Below are 20,088 nucleotides of genomic sequence, written 5' to 3' on the forward strand. Positions count from 1 at the left end.
TCATTGCGCTGGCGCTGATGGTGGTATTCAATGTTCTGTCTGGCGTGGCTTGGCATAGTTCTGCCGCATGATGATGTCGTCGGTGTCGCCTTTGTTGGGGGCCAGCGGAGTTCCCATTCATCCAATGGTGACGGTGGTTGGATTGATCTGCTGGGTGTAGGTGAAGCCAGAGCCGTGGCTGACTTCGAGCCCTCCCGCGGTGGCGGGTTCCCGGTGGTGCTACGGATGTCCGTTCCGATAGGCGGCTGCTGTCCGCGCCGGAGGGAAACGACGCTCTAAGGATCAGAGGTTGCAGACGGAAGTGAGGCGAAGACGGCCTGAACCTTTTCTGCTTCCGGTGCTTCACGGCGGAGCCTGGCCCAGTTTTCGGCCACGGCTAGATGACTCCTCGCGGCGGCAACGACGGCCTCCGGCAGCGGATTGTTCCAATTCCGGACTAGCTCCGCGAGCGTCTCCGCGGCGGAACGACGTGCCAAGGCCAGTTCCATGGAATCGACGATGCCAATACGGATGGCTGGTGTTGCGGTCATGCCCTGTATTCGAAGCAGGGTGGGTATGCGGATTGTTTCCTCATAGTCAGAGTAGCTCCTGAAGGTGCAGGCTGAGCCACAGCACCAAGGTGTCTTCGGGCTGGCCCAAATCAATGCCAAAGAGTTCGGAGAGGCGCCGCAGGCGGTAACGGAGAGTGTTCTGATGTAGGGACAGAGCGGCGGCAGTTTTGGCGGAGTCGCGCGATAAATCGAGGTAGGTGCGCAACGTCTTGGCATAGTCGGTTCCGGACTTGGCATCGAATTCCACCATCCTGGTTGCGGCCGGGGACATGAGCCGCGGGGTGTTCCGGAACTGAGCCGCGAGTTCGAGCAGGGTCAGCCGGCTGCGTACTTCCTGGGCGCTGGCATAGGCGCCGTCGCTGCGCCCGGAAGCGAGCATCAACAGAACAAGGTCGGCGTCGTGCCGTGAACGGCTGATCCCGGCGACGGTAGCGGCGGCAGAGCCGGTCGACACCCGTAGCTGGACTGGCAGGGTAGCGGCGGATCGCTCGATCAGGCGGCGGGCCAGGGCCTCGATGGACCCCAGAGCCGATGCGGCAGCGTCCGCGAAGAGGGCGTAGATGGTGGTGCCAATGAGGACGCAGTGGGCGCCTTGCCGGTGGGACTCGCACTGCGTGGTGACAAGGTCTACGAGGCGGAGCAGGGAGATTTCGTCGGCTTGGCTGAGGTCCGGTTGGAAAGCGACGACAACGAAGGGGCCCGACGGCTTGAGTCCAAGTTGTTCCGCGATGAGCTGGACATCATCGCCGCCTTCGAGGAGCCGGCGGAGGAGTTCTGCGCGTTGCTGACGGGCCAGATCGTTGGCGCTGCGGGCACGCAACATGTGCAGGGCGGCGATATCGGCGGCGCGTTCCAGTGCCTGCTCCGCGTCGGAATCCAGGTTTCCGTCGGCGTCGACAACCCAGATGGAACCCAGCGGTTGGTTCCCTGCCCTGACGGCGATGGCCAACCGGTCCAGCGCTGTGCCGATCCCTTTGATGTGCACGGCGCCGCGAGACTGAAACACGGAGGCGTACTGCTCGGCGTTCTCCGGCAGGTAGGGAACCTGCCGCCCCAGGATTCCGTTCCGTCGGTCTTCATCAATGGGCTGGTCGGGGAGGGCGGAGTAGGCCAGTACCTGTTCCTGGAGGTTTTCGATGGTGGTGGCGCCACCGACCATGGCTGCGATGGCATTGGCCAAGGCGAATAGGTCACCTGCCCCCAACGGCGAGGGCGACCGGCTGGTTTCTGCCGCGGTGCTCAGCGCCGATTCCAGAAGGGCGTAGAGCTGCCGCCAGCCTACTGCGTCGTCCACCACGAGAAGGGCAATGCCGGCTTCGACGGCGGTTGTGACGAGTCCGTCGATGTCCTGGGAGAGTTGCTTCAGGACGATCGCGCCGAAACCAGCGCCCGCGGCGCTTAGAACGACGTCGTTGGTTTCCGGATTCGCAGGATGGAGGCCTATCCCCAGCAGGATCTCGCCGCGGAATCCTTCGACGGGCGCGAGCGGATCGTACAGGGCTGGACTGGTCAGGGACAGCTTGGGGGCGTTGCCGTACGAGCGCACCAGCAGTCCGGAACGCTCCAGAACTTGCAGGAGGTCGGGCAAGCCGATGCTATCCGGGGTTTTCGCGAGGGTGACCACTTCGTGCACATTACCGGCGGTTTGTGCTGGACCACAAGACAAAGGACGAAGGTTGGTGCCGGGCGCTGAAGTCATGGCTAACCCGCTCAGGCCATAGTTGACGCATGTCACTTACAGTTGAAGCCAACCCGGCAGCCCGCCAGGCCGAGGAAGCGGCGGCCGCTGCCGCAGCCAGGGCCGGCGTCCGGGTTGTCGATGAACACGACCGCGAAAGACTCCGGGACGTTGAAGAGTTGCTCATTTCCATCTGGGGAATGTCGCCCCATGGAGCGCCCGTCCCCTTTGATCTACTGCGGAGCATCTCCCACGCCGGCTGCAACGTTTCCGCCGCCTACAGGACGGACGGCGTGTTGTGCGGGGCAGCCGTCGGCATCGTTTCCCCGGGAGGGCGGGCAACCTATTCGCTGATCGCCGGCGTCCTGCCCGGCACGGCGGACAAGGGCGTGGGTTTCGCCCTCAAACAACACCAGCGGGCGTGGTCCCTTGCCCGTGGCATCGACACGATGACGTGGACTTTCGATCCGCTGGTCAGCCGGAACGCGCGCTTCAACCTGACGAAACTCGGCGCCCACGCCACGGAATACGCCCGCGATTTCTACGGCGAAATGCAGGACGACATCAACGCCAACGACGAAAGCGACCGGCTCGTGGCCGTCTGGCCGCTGACCTCCACGCGGAGCGTCAACTGCAGCGAAGGCAAAGTCGAAGAGCCGCAGCTCCCCGAAGCGGACCTGGTCCGCATCCTCGAATACGGCCCGGACTCCGATCCGCTGCTCCGCGAAACCCCGGGTGCCCTCTGGTGCCGTGCACCGCAGGACATCGTCGCCTTGAGGGCCGCGAATCCGACCGAAGCAAGCCAATGGCGGCTGACGATCCGCGGGATCTTCGAATCCGCCTTCGCCTCCGGCTACAGCGCCACCGGAGTCACCCGGACCGGCTGGTACCGGCTGACCAAAACCAGCCAGGCCTGACCTACACCCACCATCAGGAGTAAACAATGCGCCACAAAAATCGAGCAGTTACCGTGCGCCACGTCCTCGGCGTCGCCAGCCTGAGCCTCCTCGTCGGACTCACGGGGTGTGCGGGAGGAGCCGCCCCGGCTGCAGAGCCGCAGCCAATCTCCACCGCCGACATCGACCCCGCCGCCGCAGCGGCCCTGCCGGAGGAATACAAATCGGCCGGCGTGATCAAGGTGGCCTCGGACATTCCCTATCCGCCGCTGGAGATGTTCGATGAAAACCAGCAACTCACGGGCCTGGACTACGACCTTGCCCAGGCGATGGGCGCCAAGCTCGGCGTGCGGCTGGAACTGCAGACGCAGGCGTTCGACAGCATCATTCCCTCACTGCAGTCCGGCAAGAACGACATCATCATGTCCGGCATGAATGACACGGTTGAGCGGCAGGAGACGCTGGACTTCGTGGATTACCTCCACGCCGGGTTCTCCATCCTGGTCCTGGAGGGCAATCCGGAGAACATCACCACCGTGCTGGACCTGTGTGGCAAGAACGTCGCCGTGCAGAAGGCCACGGTGCAGGGGGAGATCCTCCGCAGCTACGACCAGCAGTGCAAGGACAAGGGCTCCGAGCCGGTGAACGTTGCCGAGCTCCCGCTGGAAACAGATGTGCAGACAGCCGTCCGTTCCGGCAAGGCCGCTGCCGACGTCGTCGATTCCGCGGTAGCAACCTATGCAGCCAAGACCGCCGGGGACGGCAAGATCTTCGACATCGTGAAGGACCCCGCGAATCCGGCCGGCTACAACCCCGTCTACACCGGGATCGGCATCCTCAAGGAGGACAAGGAACTGAGCCAGGCCATCCTCGCAGCCCTCGATGCGGTCATCGCCGACGGCACCTATGACGAGATCCTGGCGAAGTACGACCTATCCGATTACACGGTCAAGGAAACCGGGCTCAATCTGGGCGGGACCAAACCATGAAGCAGGCGAGCACCCTCCCTGCCCGGCACGCAGCAGAAACCGGGAGCACCACCGCCAGCACGGCGGACGACGTCGTCGCTGTTCCGTTGCGGCATCCGTGGCGGTGGATCGTTGCGGGGGCACTGGCCCTGGGATTTGTCGCTCTCTTCTCGTCCCTGTGGACCAACCCCAACATCGACCACGACACCATCAGCAGCTACGTCTTCCACCCGCGGATCCTCAGCGGCATCGGCCTCACCCTGGTGGTGACCGTCGTTTCCATGCTCGTCTCGACCGTCCTCGGCGTGCTGCTGGCGGTGATGCGGCTGTCGAAAAACCCCGTGATGAACGCCTTCGCCTGGTTCTACGTCTGGGTATTCCGCGGAACCCCGCTGCTGATCCAGATTGTCTTCTGGGGGTATCTGGGGCTGCTGTATTCGCAGATATCCCTGGGCGTCCCGTTCACGGACTTCACGGTGTTCTCGGTAGACACCAACACACTGGTACCCGCCTTCACCGCCGGGCTGCTGGCCATGACCCTGAACCAGGCCGCCTATTCCGCGGAGATCATCAGGGGCGGGCTGGTCTCGGTGGATGCGGGGCAACAAGAGGCGGCCGCCTCGCTCGGAATGTCACCGGCCTACACTCTCTTCCGGGTGGTGCTGCCGCAGGCGATGCGCGTGATCATTCCGCCGATGGGCAACGAGACCATCTCGATGCTGAAGAACACGTCCCTACTGTCCGTCATCGCGGTTCTTGAGCTTTACACCGTGGCCACCCAGATCTCCTCGCAGAACCTCCGCCAGGTGGAGCTGCTCATCGTCGTTAGTTGCTGGTATCTCTTCCTGACCTCGGTGCTGTCCGTGCCGCAGTACTACCTGGAACGGCACTACGGCCGCGGGAACGCACGGCAGCCGGGGCCTACGCCGTTGGGCCGGATCGTGTCCTCGTTCCGCAAAGGCAAGCAGCCAGAATCGAAAGGACCGGTCAATGACTGACGCCCTCGCAACCCAACGGCCCATGCCTGGCTCCGCGGCAACGACGCCGCTCCTGGTCGCCAGCAACGTCCGTAAGCAGTACGGCAGCGTGGAGGTGCTGAAAGGCATCTCGCTGACCGTCAATGCCGGAGAGGTCATGTGCCTCCTGGGCCCTTCCGGCTCCGGCAAGTCCACTTTCCTGCGCTGCATCAACCATTTGGAGCGGATCGACGGCGGACGTATCTCCGTGGCCGGCGAACTGATCGGCTACGCCCAGCGCCAGGACCGGGTTTTCGAAATGAACCCGCGCGAAGTCGCCCGGCAGCGCCGCAGCATCGGCATGGTGTTCCAGCGCTTCAATCTGTTCCCGCACATGAGCGCCCTGGAGAACATCTGGGCCGCGCCGGTGGGAGTGAAGAAGGTGCCCAAGCAGCAGGCGCTCAAGCGCGGCATGGAGTTGCTGGACCGGGTGGGCCTGGCCCACCTGGCGAAGGCTTATCCGGCGCAGCTTTCCGGCGGCCAGCAGCAGCGGGTCGCGATTGCCCGGGCGCTCGCCATGGACCCCCAGCTGTTGCTGTTCGATGAGCCGACGAGCGCGCTGGACCCCGAACTGGTGGGCGATGTCCTCGACGTGATGCGGACCCTCGCCGCCGACGGGATGACCATGATTGTGGTTACCCACGAGATCGGCTTCGCCCGCAGCGCCGCGGACAACGTCGTCTTCATGGACGGGGGCGTGGTGGTGGAATCGGGTGCGCCGGCTGCGGTGCTCGACAATCCGCAGCATCCCCGGACCATCGCCTTCCTCAACAGCGTCATGTAGCCGGGCGCACCTTCAGCATCCCGTTGACAGTCCGACCCCTAGCCCTCTCTTGAATTGCGAGTACCAATGAAAATCTCCCGCGCCACCATCGCGCTCATCGATGTTCCGCTGCTGGAACCCTTCGTGGTTTCTTATGCCACCTACGACTCAATGCCGAGCATCATCCTGACTCTTGAGACCGACGATGGACTGGTGGGTTACGGTGAGAGCGTTCCGGATGGACACATCACCGGAGAAACGCCGACCGGAACGGTCGAAGCCCTCAAGACCGAGCTGATTCCCGCCATCTTGGGGATGGACCCGCGGGACATCACCGCGATTCATCAGCGGCTCGACCAGTCGTTGAAGGGGTGCGGCGCTGCGAAGGCCGCCGTCGACATTGCCTGTTGGGATCTGGCGGGCAAAGCTGCCGGGCGACCCATCTACGCACTCCTGGGAGGGCGCCGGCCGGAGCAGCCAAACATCGCCCGGGTGATGAGCATTCTGGAGCCCGAGGTGCTCGCCGAACAGGCGGTCCAGGCACGAAACGAAGGGTACCGGCACCTCAAGATGAAGCTCGGCAGCGACGACGGGCAGGACGTGGAGCGGGTGCGGGCCGTGCGGGCCGCTATCGGTCACGACTTGGCCATCCGGGTGGACGCGAACCAGGGGTGGGGCGATCCGGCCACGGCCCGCACAATGATCCGGGCCCTTGAGCCGTTCGGCATCGATTGGATAGAGCAGCCAATCCTCGCGGACGACATCCACGGCTTCCGCCTGCTTCGCCAGGACACGAGCGCCCGGCTGATGGCCGACGAATCCGTAGTGGATGCCGGCGACCTTGCACGGTTTGTCCGTGACCGCTCGGTGGACATGGTCAACCTGAAGCTCATGAAGAGCGGCGGCATCACGCCCTGCCACCGTATGGCGACGCAGGCTGAACTCGGCGGACTCAAAGTGCAGATCGGCTCCATGCTCGAGACTAGCGTCGCTTCCGCAGCAGGGTTCCATCTGGCCCTTAGCCATCCCAACATCGTTTCCACTGAACTGTCCGGGCCGATGAAGTTCGCGAAGGAACCGGGGGACTTGCAGTACGTTCTGCCCGACGTCCAGATCACCGAACGGCCTGGTCTCGGCGTCGACGTGGACACCGACATCCTTGCCGAACTCACGGTCAGCGAGTGCGAAGTTCTGGCGTGACGGTTGGCGCTGGTTCTCAATAAGCAGACCGAGCGAAACGGCGGGTGGAAGCGCAACGCCACCACTCGCCGTCGTCGTTTTCTTCCAAAGTGCAGCAGCCGTGGGCTGGACCTAGCTAACGTCGTAGCGCAGGGTCACGGTGGCCAGCTTGCAGGCGTCCTGATTGACGGATTTGTTGTTGAAGCCGATTTTTGCCCCGGTGAATACCGTTGACTCTCCTGGTGCCAGTGTGCGGCCAACTGGCATCCGTACATCGGTCAGGATGTAGTCGCTGAGGTCGCACGCTCCGGGTGCTGCTTCAGGGGCCATGGCCAAGGAGCTGGCCCTGACCGTAACTGCAGCGATGTACCTGGTTTCCGTGCTGTTGTTGGTGACGGTCCCGGTGATGAGTGCGGGATCAGCTCCGGGGGCAACGCCGTTGATAGTCGAGATCTGCACCGCTGTGACTTCCTTGTTCGGCCCGATCACGACCGGGCCTTGGATCTCCTGGCTGCAGTCCGGTACAGCTTGGGCGGCTGAAACGCCGGCGCCGGAGCCCCCGGCAAAGAGCAGTAACAGCAGCAGGACAGCGACGCCTCCCCGTCTGGTGCCTCGTCGGCGGGCCGCGGCAACCAGCAACAGGCCGGCAGCTACGAAGGCGACTGCTAGTGCTATCAGCGCCGTTATAGGCAGGCCGGTGGCGGCGAGCTGGTCACAGTTCATCGGAGGGCCTTTCTGCTGCGCGGATTGGTCAGTTGGCGTTGAAGGGATTGCTGGTCACGTCTGCAAAACCTGGTGTTGAGGCTATGAGGACGTGGGATGCAGTAGCTTGTCCTGCGATATACAGATCGCTGAAGGTAGCGATGCCATTGACGGCAGTGATGGTTAGGGACCCCTTCAGGTCTCCGGGCGAAGCGCCCTTCCTCATCGTTACCTGCACCGTTCCTGTCGTTTGATTCCCGAAACCGTCCACGATCAGAACGGTGACAGCAGGCGCAATGACCTGGCCTCCCCTCACCGTGCTGGGCGGCTGCTGACCGAACATCAGTCTGGCTGCCGGGGCTGCCGTGACGGTGGCGGTCTGGGTGGCGCTGGTCAGGCCGTTGGCGCTGACGGTGAGGGTCGGGGTGCCGGCTTTGGTGTCGCCGTAATAGAAGGAGGCGGTGGAGGAACCGGCCGGGATCATCACGTTTGTGGTGGATGTGCCACCGGCGGTGGCGGAGAAGACTTTGCTTCCGGTGGAGTTCGACGACAGGGCCAATGTGGTGGCGCCGGCGGTCACGGGATTGCCGAACGTGTCCTGACGCTGCACTGTTGCCGGGCCCAGGGTTGCCGTTGCGGAAGCGGCTCCGGAGACCGGGGCAGAGGTGAAGACCACCTTGGATGCGGCAGCGGCATTGATAGTGGCGGTCTGAGTGGCGCTGGTGAGGCCGCTGGCACTGACGGTGAGAGTCGGCGTGCCGGCTTTGGTGTCGCCGTAGTAGAAGGACGCGGTGGAGGAACCGGCCGGAATCGTCACGCTTGTTGTGGTCGAGCCGCCGGCGGTGGCAGAGAAGACCTTGCCTCCGGCGGAGTTCGACGTCAGGGCCAATGTGGTGGCGCCGGCGGTGACGGGATTGCCGAACGTGTCCTGACGCTGCACTGTTGCCGGGCCTAGATTTGCCGTTGCGGAAGCGGCTCCGGAGACTGGGGCAGACGTGAAGACCATTCTGGAGGCGGCGGCGGCGCTGACGGTGGCGGTTTGGATGGCGCTTGTCAGGCCGCTGGCGCTGATGGTGAGGGTCGGGGTGCCGGCTTTGGTGTCGCCGTAGTAGAAGGACGCGGTGGAGGAACCGGCCGGAATCGTTAGACTCGTGGTGGGCGTGCCGCTGGCGGTGGCAGAGAAGACCTTGGTTCCGGTGGAGTTCGACGACAGGGCCACGACGGTACCGCCGGCCGGCGCAGGTGCTGAATTTCCTGATGCGTCCTGCAACTGCAGCGTCACCTGCCCCAGAGACGCTGTTGCGGATGCGGGACCTGAAACAGGCGGCGTGGTGATTACCAGCCTGGAAGCCGGCAACGGGGCGTTGACGGTGAAAGGGCTGCTCGTTGCATCCAACAGTCCCGAACTGGTAGCCGTCAGCGTGAAGCCGAGGCCTGCCTTATCAATGGACAAGTCGTTAAAGACGGCTACCCCTTGGGCATTGGTCAAGGCAGTCAGCGTTCCTGAGAGTCTGGCACCGTTGAGGTTCAGTCCGCTCAAGGAAACGGTGATGGGAACACCGGCAGCCTCGACAGTGGTGCCCAGCACCGACTGCAGGCTCACCGCGACGGCCGGGCTAATCGGGGCGCCGGCCGTAGCGCCACTGGGCGAGGTGGTGAAAGCCAGTTTGTTCGCCGCAACGACGGTAACGGCACCGCTGGGTACGCTGGCAGCAGTCCAGGACTTGTAGACCGCTGTCACGGTGTAGGTAAAGGTGCCCGCCGCCACGGCGGTGTCAGTGCAGGAAGTGCCCGTGACCAGAACAGTCGAACTGGTTCCGCAGGCAGGCACGGCCATCCCGTTGCTGCTGGAGCGCGTGATGTAGTAACCCTCTGGGTTCGGAGTACCCGAAGATGCCGTCCAGTTGACCGGGATAGTGGAAGCGCCGATCAGGGAAACTGTCACGGCAGTCGGTGCCGACAGCGTTCCGGTCGACACCTCCGCGGTCACGGATCCAGTCGCCGTCCAGTAGGCCGAGGCTGGCCCCGCACCCAGAACAACCGCAAGGAACCAGACAGCGACGACGATCGCGCTGGATCGTAACAGGCGCCTCAAAGGCAGCGCACTGGCCCGGACCCCGGGAGGGGATTCGGGCGCGGCGGGCTGGCTGGGCACGAGCATCTCGACCTTCCGGACTCATTCCTAGAAACACGGCTCCCGACCCGCGACATGAAGGTCAAGCGGGCCGGGAGGTACAGGCTGCTATCGGCTAACTGGCGGAGAAGTGCAGCGGCACAGCCAGGCCCTTGCAAGCATCCTGGTTCGTGGCTAGGTTGTTCATCTTGATCGTGACGGTGCCTGTGACCTTACCGCCGTTGGGTGCGACGTCGCCAGCGGTGAACACGGCATCGCTAACAAAGTAGTCCTTATAGGAGCATCCGCCGGCATCCGTCCACAGGATCCCGTCCTCGTCCGCGACTGTCACGATAACGTTTTGCAGACGCTGCACGCCGGTGCTGGGGTTGGTGACCTCGAATTCGACTACCTGGCTGGGTCCACCCGGCGTAAGTGGCCCGCCGGTCGCCGTCGTGCTGGTGACGGTAAAAGGCACAGTGGTTCCGGTCGTTGCGCTGCCGGTGCCTGAGCCCGTCGAGGTCCAGTAGGCGAAGGCCGCGCCGCCGCCGATGGCGACGAGGGCTGCAGTCGTGATGGCTACACGCTTTTTGTGTGCGGTGAACTTCTTCATGATGTGCCCCTTAGTTAGTGAGTCGAGAAGCTGATCTGCTCTGGATTCACTTTCGTGGGTTAACCTCAAGAAGAACCGCTGCTCAGGCGCATGTACCTGAAAAAATGCCTCAAAATTCGCCCAAGATCTGCTCAAGTCTTGACACACACTGCGTCCGCGTCCTAGTTGGCGCTTGTTCGATAAGCAGGCCAAGCGGAACGGCGGGTGGCTGCGTGAAAAAACGCAACCACCCGCCGTCGTTGTTCTCGAAAGTCCGCGCTCCGGGAGTCAGGAGACGCGGGCCAGGAAGCTGCGGGTCCGCTCGTGCTGTGGGTGGAGCAGGACATCGTCCGGAGCGCCCTGCTCCACAATGACGCCGTTGTCCATGAAGGCGACCACGTCCGCTACTTCGCGGGCGAAGCCCATCTCGTGGGTGACCACGATCATCGTCATGCCCGAACGCGCCAGCTTCTTCATGACCTCCAGCACCTCGCCGACCAGTTCCGGGTCTAGGGCGGACGTGGGTTCGTCGAAGAGCATTACGTCCGGATCCATGGACAGGGCCCGGGCGATGGCCACGCGCTGCTGCTGACCGCCGGAGAGCTGGGACGGGTAGTTACCGATCTTGTCGGCTAGGCCAACCTTGCCCAGCAGACCGCGTGCCTTGGCCTCCGCTTCGGCCCGTGGCGCCTTGAGCAGCTTCAACGGGCCGTGCATGACGTTCTCCAGGGCAGTCATGTGGCCGAAGAGGTTGAAGTTCTGGAAGACCATGCCGATCTTCGACCGGCGCTTGTTGATCTCGCTTTGGCGGGCTTCCATCAACTGGTCGCCCTTGACGTCGTAACCGATCATCCGCCCGTCCACCAGAATGGCGCCGGCAGTGGTCATCTCCAGATGGTTTACGCAGCGCAGCAGGGTTGATTTGCCGGAACCGGACGGGCCGATCAAGCAGACCACCTGCTGTGGCTGGACGGTGAGGTTGATGCCTTTGAGTACTTCCACGTCGCCGAAACTCTTATGGACGTTGAGGAATTCGACGGTTGCCATCAGCGGGCCGCCTTTCCGGCAATGAGGAAGTTGCCTTTGGAATAGCGCTTTTCCAGTTTGCCCTGGAAGTACGTCAGGATGGTGGTGAGGACGATGTACCAGATGCTGGCGACGATCAGCAGCGGGATCTGGCGCAGGTTCTGGGCGTAGATCTGCTGGGTGTTGTAGAGCAGGTCTCCCACCCCGATGACTATGACTAGCGAGGTGGTTTTCAGCATGGAGATCACGTTGTTGCCCACCGGCGGAATGATGACCTTCATGGCCTGCGGGATCACTACGTGCCACAGCGTGGACATCTTGCTGAAGCCCATGGCCCGGCTGGCTTCGGTCTGGCCGTGCGGCACGCTGAGCAGGCCGGCGCGGACGATTTCGGCCATGTAAGCGCCCTCGTTCAGGCCGAGGCCGAGGATGGCCGCGGTCATGAGGGAAATGACGTCATTCGTGTTCCACTCGACGAAGTTCGGTCCGATGAAGGGGATGCCGATCCCGATCTTCGGGAAGAGCGCCGCGGCGAAGCCCCAAAACAGCAGCTGCACCAACAACGGGGTCCCGCGGAAGAACCACACGTACGCTCCCGCGACACCGGCTAAGAGCCAGTTGTCGCTCATCCGCATGACCGCGACGATCAGGCCGACAACAAATCCGATGACCATGGCGATGAAGGTCAACTGCAGCGTGGTCAGCAGGCCGCCGAGAATCCGCGTGTCGAAGAAGTAGCGGGCCACCACGTCCCAGCCGAAGCCCGGGTTGGTAACCAGGGTGATGCCCGCGATGAGGATGCAGAACGCGACGGCGATGATCGCAACCACCTGCCCGGGCCGCTTGCGCCTCAGCACCGGCCTGCCGGCTAGTGCGAGGAAGTCGATGTCCGCGCTTGACGGCCCGGATGTCGGGACGGGCTTGCTCGTTCGTTCCATGGTCATGATGTCTGGGCCTGGCCTTCCTGGTTTGTCCGGCTCACTTGGCAGGGTTGATCTCGGACGCTTCAACTGCCGTGTTGCCCAGGCTCCAGGCCTCCATGATCTCCGTATAGGTGCCGTCGGCGATCAACGAATCGATGGCGGCCTTGAACGCATCCGCAAGCTCCTTGTCCTTCTGGTTCACGACGACACCGGCCAGCGACGGCTCGACGAGGATGTCCTCGACGGCAGCGAAGACGTCGGGCTGCAGCTGCGAGTAGTAGGCGATCAGCGCGCCATCGGCCGCCATCGCTGCGGCCCGGCCGGTTGCCACGGCTTGATTCACGTTGTCCTGCTGGGGGAGCACCAGTTCGGTAACCTCTTCCTTGCCGGCCTTCTTGCACTCTTCCTGGAAGCCTGGCAGCACAGTCAGGGCCTGCGTCGTGCCGGTCTGGGCGGCTACCGTCTTGCCGCACAGGTCCAGAACCCCCGCGATGCTCTCGGGGTTGTCCTTTTTGACCATGACCGAGGTGCCCCCTTGCATATAGCTGACCATGGTCACGCGCTCCTGGCGTTCCGGGGTGATGGAGAAGGCGGCCCAGGAGGCGTCGTACCGCTCTGCCTCGATGCCGGCGAGGATGCCGTTGAAATCTCCCTTGTTGATGGTGATGTCCAGCCCCATCTTCTTGGCAGCGGCCAGAGCCATGTCCGGTTCCAGTCCGACGATGTTGCCCTTGTCGTCGGTGAAGTCGATCGGCGCGTAGGTGGGGTCCGTCACCAGCTCCATGGTGCCTTTGTCCTTGAGGTCCTGCGGGACGAGTGCGCTGACGGCGGGATCCTCTTCCACAGCCTGCGCAGCCTCCTGGCCACCTGCGCCCAACACGGGTCCTGCGGCCTGGCTGGCACCTTCGCCGCCCGACGAGGCAGCGCTCTCGGTGTTCGTGCAGGCTGTAGCACCTGTCATCAGCGCAAGTGCTGTGACTGCGAGGCAAGAGTTCCGGAACGTCATGTTCATGGTGTGCCTTCCATCGGCGGAATTAGATTCTGGAGAAGTGTTGATAACTTCAATATGTTCAACTTATTATTGAAGTGACAGAGATCACTGTCAAGGGCTATTTTTGAGGATGCGCCGAGTTGGAACCTCCATCAGGCCTCAACTGAAGTGCGATCAGAAGGAGTAAGCCGTGGGCGGGTCAAGGATTAAACATGCCGTAACGGATGAAGCCATTGCGGAGCGCCGGCTGGCTATCGTCAATCACACGGCTGCCATCATCTCCGACTCCGGGGTGGACGGCTGCTCCTTTGCCGCGGTCTCGGAGGCGAGCGGCTTCAGTATCGGCATGATCCAGCATTACTTCCGAACGCGGGACCGCCTCATCTCGGCGACCATCGACCACCGGATCCATGAAGCCGAGGAGGAATGGCGTGAGATCGCCTCCCGTGGTGCAAACGCGTTGGCGAAGATTCGTGACCTCCTGACCTTCTCCGTGGAAGGGGACAAGTCCTTCGCGGACGCGTGGGGCTTCTGGCTTGAGCTGTACGCAGCGTCGCATAAGGACCAAGCCATGCGGCAGGAGGTCAACAGCATTCTCGAGCTGTGGCGCAAGTTCTTCCTGGACGTGCTGGAGGAAGCCGTTGCCGAGGGCAGCATCAATCCCGTCCATGACCCCGAGGACGCGGCCCGGCTCCTGCTCGCCGTTGTCGACGGTCTCGCCATCCAGACCGTGAACGGAACCTACGGGAGCAGCCCCGAGGACATGCGGCGCTTGCTCTATCGCTTTGCTGCCGCCGAATTGGGCGTTGATACATCCGCATGGGAGTCCACGCTCGCCTATGCAGCCGAACGCTGACCACCGCTTTTTGCCCGTCGATTCCACTTTTGTGCAATGCCAACAGAACGAGGAAGTTCATGACCATCACCTCCTTTCCGTCCTCCACGGCAGCGGGCCTGTTCGCAGCCCGTGCCTCCGGCTACAAGCCGTCGCCGGTGCGCGAGGTCTTCGACATCTCGATGCAGCCGGGGATGATTTCCCTGGCCGGCGGCAATCCAGACCTGAGCGTCCTGCAGCTCGACGCGCTCGCGGATACGGCGGCCGAGCTGGTCCGCACCCAGGGCTTGGACGCGCTGCAGTATGGCGGGGGCGGCGGGACCAGGGAATTGCAGGAGCTCATCTGCGCGGTCATGGCGGCCGAAGGAAACCCGGCGCTTCCGGCTAACGTGCAGGTAACCGCGGGATCCCAGATGGCGCTTGAACTGCTGGTCAAACTCTTTTGCGATCCCGGGGATGTCATCCTGGCCGAGGGCCCCACCTACGTGGGCGCCATCAGCGTCTTTGACGGACTTCAGGCGGACGTGGTTCATGTTCCCATGGACGACGACGGCCTGATCCCCGGGGAACTCGAGCGCAAAATCAGCGAGCTGGCGGCCGTAGGCAAACGGGTCAAGCTGCTCTACACCATCCCCAACTTCCATAATCCTTCCGGCGTCACGCTCTCCGCCGGGCGGCGGGCCGACGTCGTCCGTATCTGCAGGGAGGCGGGCCTGGCCATCATCGAAGACAATCCTTACGGCATGCTCAGCTTCGATGGCCTCTACCTGCCAAGCCTCCACCAGCTGGATCCGGAGAACGTGTTCTACCTCGGTTCCTTTTCCAAGATCTTCTCCCCAGGGGTTCGTGTGGGCTGGGCGGTAGTGCCCGATGACGTGCGCCGGCAACTGCAACTGGCCTCCGAAGCGACCACCATCTGCCCTTCGGTTCTGAGCCAGATGCTTGTGCAGGAGTACCTGAGCCAAACCGACTGGCGCCAAACCCTAGCCTCAGCCGGCGATCTCTACCGGGACCGTTGTGAGGCGACAATGACAGCGCTCGCAGACTTCATGCCGGCCGGCACCACCTGGACCGTGCCCGGCGGCGGCTTCTTCACCTGGGTGACCCTGCCCGAGGGCATATCCGGTGAAGACGTTATGTACCGGGCGATCGGCCACAAGGTGGTATTCGTCCCGGGCAGTGCTTTCTATTCCGATGGGGCCGGCGACAACCAGCTGCGCATTGCATTCTCCTTCGAGACACCTGAACGATTGCGTGAAGGCGTCCGGCGCCTCGGACTGGCCACCGCCGAGAGCATACAGGGAGCTACGGCATGAGCATGGTGGATGCCTTAAAACAGCGGGCCGAGGATGCGCTCGAGGCGGGACTGGACCGGATTGTGGACTTCAGCCATCGGCTCCACGGCAACCCGGAGACCGGCCTGGAGGAGGTCAAGGCCTCCGCCTGGCTGGTGGCCGAGCTGGAAGCACTCGACCAAGCACGCGTGGAGCACGGCCTGGGCGAACTCCCTACCGCAGTGCGGGCCGAGGGCGGCCACGGCGAACTCGTCCTAACCATCTGCGCTGAGTATGACGCGCTCCCCGGGATCGGCCATGCGTGCGGTCACAACATCATCGCCGCCGCGGCTCTTGGTGCGTTTACCGCCTTGGCCCCGCTGGTCGACGAACTGGGCGTCACTGTCCGCCTGCTTGGAACGCCGGCGGAAGAAACTGTGGGCGGCAAGATCATCATGCTTGAGCAGGGTGACTTCGACGGAACCCATGCCGCGATGATGGTCCACCCGAACGCGCATGACGAATCCGCCATGAGGCCATACGCATGCTCCGGCTACAGGGCCACCTTCCGGGGCCAAAGCGCCCACGCATCCGCGGCACCTTATGAGGGCATCAATGCACTCGACGCTATGACGGTCGCCCTGACCGCCATCGGTCTCGCCCGCCAACAGCTGAAACCGAACCAACAGATCCATGGCTACGTGCTCGACGCCGGCTTCGCACCCAACGTCATCCCCGAAAAGGCTACCGGCGAATGGATGGTACGTGCGGACTCCATGGAGTCTCTTGAACACGTAACGAAAGTCCTCCACCGCTGCCTGGAAGCAGGTGCGGTTGCCAGCGGCTGCCGGTTGGAAATCGACGAGACGGGCCACAGCTTCGCAAACCTCAAGACCGACGGCCATATGGCCGACTTGTATAACGCCAATGCCAGGTTGCTGGGCAGGAGTCCCCGCGAGGAGGCGCTGTTGGCCGGATCGACGGACATGGGCAACGTGTCGCAGTACTTTCCGACAATCCATCCCATGATCGGACTCGGCGATGACTGCCCGCCGATCCACAGCGCCGAATTCGCGGACTTCGCGGTCTCCAGTGCCGGCGACCAGGCTGTCCGGGACGGCGCCCTTGCCATGGCCTGGACCTGCATTGATCTCGCCACCGATCCGGCGCACCGGCGGCGGCTGCTGACGGGAACGCGAATGATAGACGCCTAGCCCTTCGGGTGGATTATCACCAACGAAACGGCGGGTGGTTGCGTCTGAAACGCAACCACCCGCCGTCGTTGTTTTAGATGGAATTCGGATGCCAGACGCGTGACCCGCTGGTGTCTTTGGAGTAATCCGGCCAGGCCAGCTCGGTGGGCGGCATGAAGTCCGGTTCCAGCAGAGCCGGCATGGGATCTTCTGCCATACGGCCCTCAAATTCGGTCCGGGCTTGGGCCAGGACATCGGGCCGGGTGAGCAGGTCAATAAAGGTCCCGGTAATCGTCTTGCCGGCGGTCTCGATGGTGGGATCGATGGTTTCCGGTATGCCGCCGAGGGCGTTCATGACCCAGCCGGGGTAGGCGCCCTGGCCCGGGGCGGGTTTGAGCGCGGAACGGGAGACATAGAACCGGACCGTGGGAGCGTAATGCGTCATCTCCACGTAGTCGTCGCTGGTCCAGTTTTTCTGCCATGGCGCCATGTGCTCGCGCAGCGCAGCCTCCGCGTCCTGCGGCGTGATCAGCTGTTCGCACTCGTCCAGGAAGGGCTTGTCCATGGGCTCGAGACCGAGGTTCTGCTGGATGTTCTGCGCAGCCGCGACGGCGTCGGGTCCATAGCTTGGGGCGCCGACGGCTTCTAGGTTGTCGTAGAGCGCTTGGGCCAGCACATGGTTGGTCCGTCCCGGCCGGTTCCGCGCCACCCACGTGGTTTCCAGCCGGCAGTGAGCCATCGCGGCGGCATGCTCGGCGTTGCGGTCCAGCACGGTAAGGACATGTTCGGCCATTTCGACGGTGGGGCAGCGCCAGGAGTATTGGATCTGCGCTATCCGCGCCGGCAGGTTATCCGCGGTGGCCTGGCCGTGGGTGAAGATGGCATCGGAGAGGGACCAGCCGCCGAAGCTAGGCAGCATGGCGTCCTGCATGATCCGCGACGACGAATACATGCTCATCAGGGCCACGTTGGCTCCCGGCGCGCGGGCAGCGGAGTGCGAGGCGGGAATGGGGGAGTTGGGGTTGGCGGAGAGCTGCCAGGTTTCGGGCTGGTCGCACACGAAGGTGTAGACCTTGCTGTAGTAGCTGCCGCACTGGGTGTCCCAGCGGGCGGTGTTGCACAGCGGCAGCATGTAGAAGGGGTGGAAGCTGACAATGGCGTCCACGCCGTCGTAATAGCCGCGCAGGCCATGCACCACCTTGGAGCCCTGCACCTTTTCGGCCGGTTCCCCAGTGTACTTCAGCGTGCCTGTGATCCCATGGACTTCCATGGCGTGCTTGGTGGCCAGCAGCCCGGCAAGGGTGGAGATGCCCAGCGCCGAATGCGGGTCCGTATGGCCCGGGGCGAATTCGCTGAGCCCGTCGCGCGGTTCCTCCTGGTGGCCGGCGGCCTGGCAATTGCCGGGCACGGCGTCGTACTCGGCGTAGGTGAGCAGGACCGGGCCGCCCTGGCCGCTGGACCATTCCGCGGCGAAGGCCGTGGGCATGCCGCCGCTGCCGGCCTCTACCGTAAAGCCTTCCGAACGGAGGCGTTCGACATACCAGGCAGCGGACTGGAACTCGCGCCACGCCGGCTCGGCCAGCTCCCAGATGTGCCGGTGCCATTGGCTCAACCGGTCCATATTGGCGTCGATCCAGGCACGCGCGGTGGCCTTGGCTTCGTCGGTCAGACCGGCCGGACCAGCGGACTGACCGGAGAGTACTTCCGTCATGAGTGTTCCTTCAGGTGCAGTAGTTAGAGGCTCGCGGCGATTTCGGCGAGCGGGACATGGATGAGCTGCAGGCCGCCGTCGGTCGCGGCAGAGCGGAGGGCATCGCCGAGCTCCGCGAGGGTCGCGGCCCGCTGGCCGTGTCCGCCGAAGGCATCAGCCAGGGCAGGCCAGTTCGGCTGGGCCAGGTTGACGCCCACGGGCTCCATGCCGCGGTCGCGTTCGTTTTGCCGGATCTCCGCGTAGCCGCCGTTGTCCACGCAGACCACGGTCAGGTCCAGTCCCTGTTCCACGGCGGTGATGAGTTCCTGGATGGCGAACATCAGGGCCCCGTCGCCGGCCACGCACACCACCTGGCGGTCCGGCGCCGCGATCTTGGCGCCGATCGATGCCGGCAGGCCGTAGCCGAGCGTGGCGTATGCGGGGGTGTAGAGCAGGCTGTGCGGCTGCTGCTGCGGGATGAACGACGACGTCCCGAAGTACGTGATCTGGGAGGAGTCCCCGCCGATGATTGCGTCCGCCGCCACGTTGGCAGCAATGGTCTCGCTGACCGCGGCGAGCTCGGGCGAGAGGGAGCGGGCCTGCTCCTCAAGTTCCGTACGCAGGGCGGCGAGGTTGGTTACCGGAGCCTGATGCCCGTCGAGTTCTGCCAGAAGCTGGGGCACGACGGCGGAGGCGTCGCCTACCAGCCCGAGATCCGCCGGAATGTTCTTATCCAGTTGGGTGCCAAGGATATCGATGCGGATTACGCTGCCGCGCGGTGTGACGGCGCCGCCCCACATTTCCGCCTCGCCCACTTTGGAGCCGACGACCAGTAGCACGTCCGCGTCGTCGGCCAGCTGCTGGGCACGGGGCAACCTGATGTTGGAGCCCAGGGAGAGCGGGTGGTCTTCCGCAATGGCGGCCTTGCCGTTGAGCGTGGTGACCACCGGCGCCTGCAGCCGCTCGGCCAGCCTGCGCAGGTTGTCGCCCGCGTGGAGCGAGCCCCCACCGGCCAAAATCACGGGACGCACTGCGGAACGCAAGGCAGCAGCGGCAGCTGCCACGGCGCCGTCGTCCGCCTGAACGGGCTCAAGCAGCGGCAGCGCCTCCAACAGTTCGGGCGTGCAGCTGTGCCGGCTTTCGAGGATGTTGAGGGGAACCTCGATGTGGACCGGGCGGGGCCGGCCGTGGCGGAAGAGCTCGAACGCGTCGTGGACTGCCTGCACTGCTTCCTGGGCGCTGTGCACGCGCCGGCTCCACTCCATAATGGCGCCGGCAGCGGCGGAGGCGTCCTTCGTCTCGTGCAGCGAGCCGTTGTCGGAGAACTCCGCTCCCTCGGGCACGCCGGGGGAGAGGACAATCAGCGGGCGGGACTCGCAGTAGGCAGTCCCCGCGGCCGAGAGGGCATTCAGCAGGCCGGGACCGGAGGTGGTGATGACGACGCCGGGGAGTCCCGTCTGCTGGGCCCAGCCGTCCGCGCCGTAGCCGGCGCCCTGTTCATGCCGGGTGGTGACAGGGCGGATGCCTAGGGGGGCCAAGTGGCGGTAGAACTCCAGGTTGTGGGTGCCGGGAATGCCGAAAATGGTGTCGATCCCGTAGTTGCGCAGCACGCTCATGATGGCGAGGCCCGCATTGTCCGCAGGGATCTGCAGCGGAGCCACGGACGTTTCCTGATCCAGTGTTTCCATGATTGGTGGC

At 64.0% G+C, this 20,088-nt stretch carries 18 protein-coding genes; 8 read left to right on the forward strand and 10 right to left on the reverse strand.

The window, feature by feature from the left end; all coding sequences use genetic code 11:
- Positions 1–275: 275 nt before the first annotated feature.
- Positions 276–530, reverse strand: coding sequence for a hypothetical protein (locus tag AC20117_RS14885; protein ID WP_074699061.1), 255 nt, complete (start codon positions 528–530; stop codon positions 276–278).
- Positions 531–576: 46 nt separating this feature from the next.
- Positions 577–2,175 (reverse strand): PucR family transcriptional regulator, encoded by a 1,599-nt coding sequence (locus AC20117_RS14890; RefSeq protein ID WP_074699060.1) that lies wholly within the window; start codon positions 2,173–2,175, stop codon positions 577–579.
- A 104-nt stretch (positions 2,176–2,279) separates the two neighbouring features.
- Here AC20117_RS14890 and AC20117_RS14895 point away from each other — a divergent pair, with 104 nt between their 5' ends.
- The 5 genes from AC20117_RS14895 to AC20117_RS14915 all read left to right on the forward strand — a co-directional run bounded on the left by AC20117_RS14895 (position 2,280) and on the right by AC20117_RS14915 (position 7,072).
- A complete protein-coding gene (locus AC20117_RS14895) occupies positions 2,280–3,146 on the forward strand; it encodes a hypothetical protein (protein ID WP_074699058.1) in 867 nt (288 codons plus the stop codon).
- Between the two features lie 26 nt (positions 3,147–3,172).
- Positions 3,173–4,114 carry an ABC transporter substrate-binding protein gene (locus AC20117_RS14900; RefSeq protein WP_083339510.1) on the forward strand — a complete coding sequence of 314 codons (942 nt, stop codon included), beginning with the start codon at positions 3,173–3,175 and terminating at the stop codon, positions 4,112–4,114.
- Positions 4,111–5,091: an amino acid ABC transporter permease gene (locus tag AC20117_RS14905; RefSeq protein WP_074699056.1), complete on the forward strand. Its 981-nt coding sequence runs from the start codon at positions 4,111–4,113 to the stop codon at positions 5,089–5,091. Before AC20117_RS14900 ends, AC20117_RS14905 begins: the two co-directional genes overlap by 4 nt.
- A gap of 22 nt (positions 5,092–5,113) precedes the next feature.
- A complete protein-coding gene (locus AC20117_RS14910) occupies positions 5,114–5,893 on the forward strand; it encodes an amino acid ABC transporter ATP-binding protein (protein ID WP_074702825.1) in 780 nt (259 codons plus the stop codon).
- A gap of 66 nt (positions 5,894–5,959) precedes the next feature.
- Positions 5,960–7,072 carry a mandelate racemase/muconate lactonizing enzyme family protein gene (locus tag AC20117_RS14915; protein WP_074699055.1) on the forward strand — a complete coding sequence of 371 codons (1,113 nt, stop codon included), beginning with the start codon at positions 5,960–5,962 and terminating at the stop codon, positions 7,070–7,072.
- Positions 7,073–7,183: 111 nt separating this feature from the next.
- On the opposite strand, the gene AC20117_RS14920 is transcribed toward AC20117_RS14915, so the two are convergent.
- The 6 genes from AC20117_RS14920 to AC20117_RS14945 all read right to left on the reverse strand — a co-directional run bounded on the left by AC20117_RS14920 (position 7,184) and on the right by AC20117_RS14945 (position 13,368).
- A complete protein-coding gene (locus tag AC20117_RS14920) occupies positions 7,184–7,774 on the reverse strand; it encodes a hypothetical protein (RefSeq protein WP_074699053.1) in 591 nt (196 codons plus the stop codon).
- A 28-nt stretch (positions 7,775–7,802) separates the two neighbouring features.
- Positions 7,803–9,743: a beta strand repeat-containing protein gene (locus tag AC20117_RS14925; protein ID WP_101632609.1), complete on the reverse strand. Its 1,941-nt coding sequence runs from the start codon at positions 9,741–9,743 to the stop codon at positions 7,803–7,805.
- 259 nt (positions 9,744–10,002) lie between these two features.
- Entirely contained in the window at positions 10,003–10,479 is a 477-nt protein-coding gene (locus AC20117_RS14930) for a hypothetical protein (RefSeq protein ID WP_074699049.1), read from the reverse strand.
- Between the two features lie 267 nt (positions 10,480–10,746).
- Positions 10,747–11,505, reverse strand: a complete 759-nt coding sequence (locus tag AC20117_RS14935; protein ID WP_101632610.1) for an amino acid ABC transporter ATP-binding protein — start codon at positions 11,503–11,505, stop codon at positions 10,747–10,749.
- The gene (locus AC20117_RS14940; RefSeq protein ID WP_083339899.1) at positions 11,505–12,422 is read right to left on the reverse strand and encodes an amino acid ABC transporter permease; all 918 of its coding nucleotides are present in this window, start codon (positions 12,420–12,422) and stop codon (positions 11,505–11,507) included. Before AC20117_RS14940 ends, AC20117_RS14935 begins: the two co-directional genes overlap by 1 nt.
- A 40-nt stretch (positions 12,423–12,462) precedes the next feature.
- Complete coding sequence (locus AC20117_RS14945; RefSeq protein ID WP_158300474.1) at positions 12,463–13,368, reverse strand: ABC transporter substrate-binding protein; 906 nt, start codon at positions 13,366–13,368, stop codon at positions 12,463–12,465.
- A gap of 220 nt (positions 13,369–13,588) precedes the next feature.
- Here AC20117_RS14945 and AC20117_RS14950 point away from each other — a divergent pair, with 220 nt between their 5' ends.
- The 3 genes from AC20117_RS14950 to AC20117_RS14960 are packed head-to-tail and all read left to right on the forward strand — an operon-like array spanning position 13,589 to position 16,721.
- Positions 13,589–14,254, forward strand: a complete 666-nt coding sequence (locus tag AC20117_RS14950; RefSeq protein ID WP_074699046.1) for a TetR/AcrR family transcriptional regulator — start codon at positions 13,589–13,591, stop codon at positions 14,252–14,254.
- Positions 14,255–14,313: 59 nt separating this feature from the next.
- On the forward strand, positions 14,314–15,549 hold the full coding sequence (locus tag AC20117_RS14955; protein WP_074699044.1) for an aminotransferase-like domain-containing protein: 1,236 nt from the start codon (positions 14,314–14,316) through the stop codon (positions 15,547–15,549).
- On the forward strand, positions 15,546–16,721 hold the full coding sequence (locus AC20117_RS14960; protein WP_211482270.1) for a M20 family metallopeptidase: 1,176 nt from the start codon (positions 15,546–15,548) through the stop codon (positions 16,719–16,721). Before AC20117_RS14955 ends, AC20117_RS14960 begins: the two co-directional genes overlap by 4 nt.
- 73 nt (positions 16,722–16,794) lie before the next feature.
- On the opposite strand, the gene AC20117_RS14965 is transcribed toward AC20117_RS14960, so the two are convergent.
- Positions 16,795–18,411, reverse strand: coding sequence for a zinc-binding metallopeptidase family protein (locus AC20117_RS14965; protein WP_074699042.1), 1,617 nt, complete (start codon positions 18,409–18,411; stop codon positions 16,795–16,797).
- 23 nt (positions 18,412–18,434) lie between these two features.
- The gene (locus tag AC20117_RS14970; protein ID WP_236777321.1) at positions 18,435–20,078 is read right to left on the reverse strand and encodes a thiamine pyrophosphate-binding protein; all 1,644 of its coding nucleotides are present in this window, start codon (positions 20,076–20,078) and stop codon (positions 18,435–18,437) included.
- Positions 20,079–20,088: the final 10 nt, after the last annotated feature.

The sequence above is a fragment of the Arthrobacter crystallopoietes genome (assembly GCF_002849715.1).
Lineage (GTDB): Bacteria > Actinomycetota > Actinomycetes > Actinomycetales > Micrococcaceae > Crystallibacter > Crystallibacter crystallopoietes.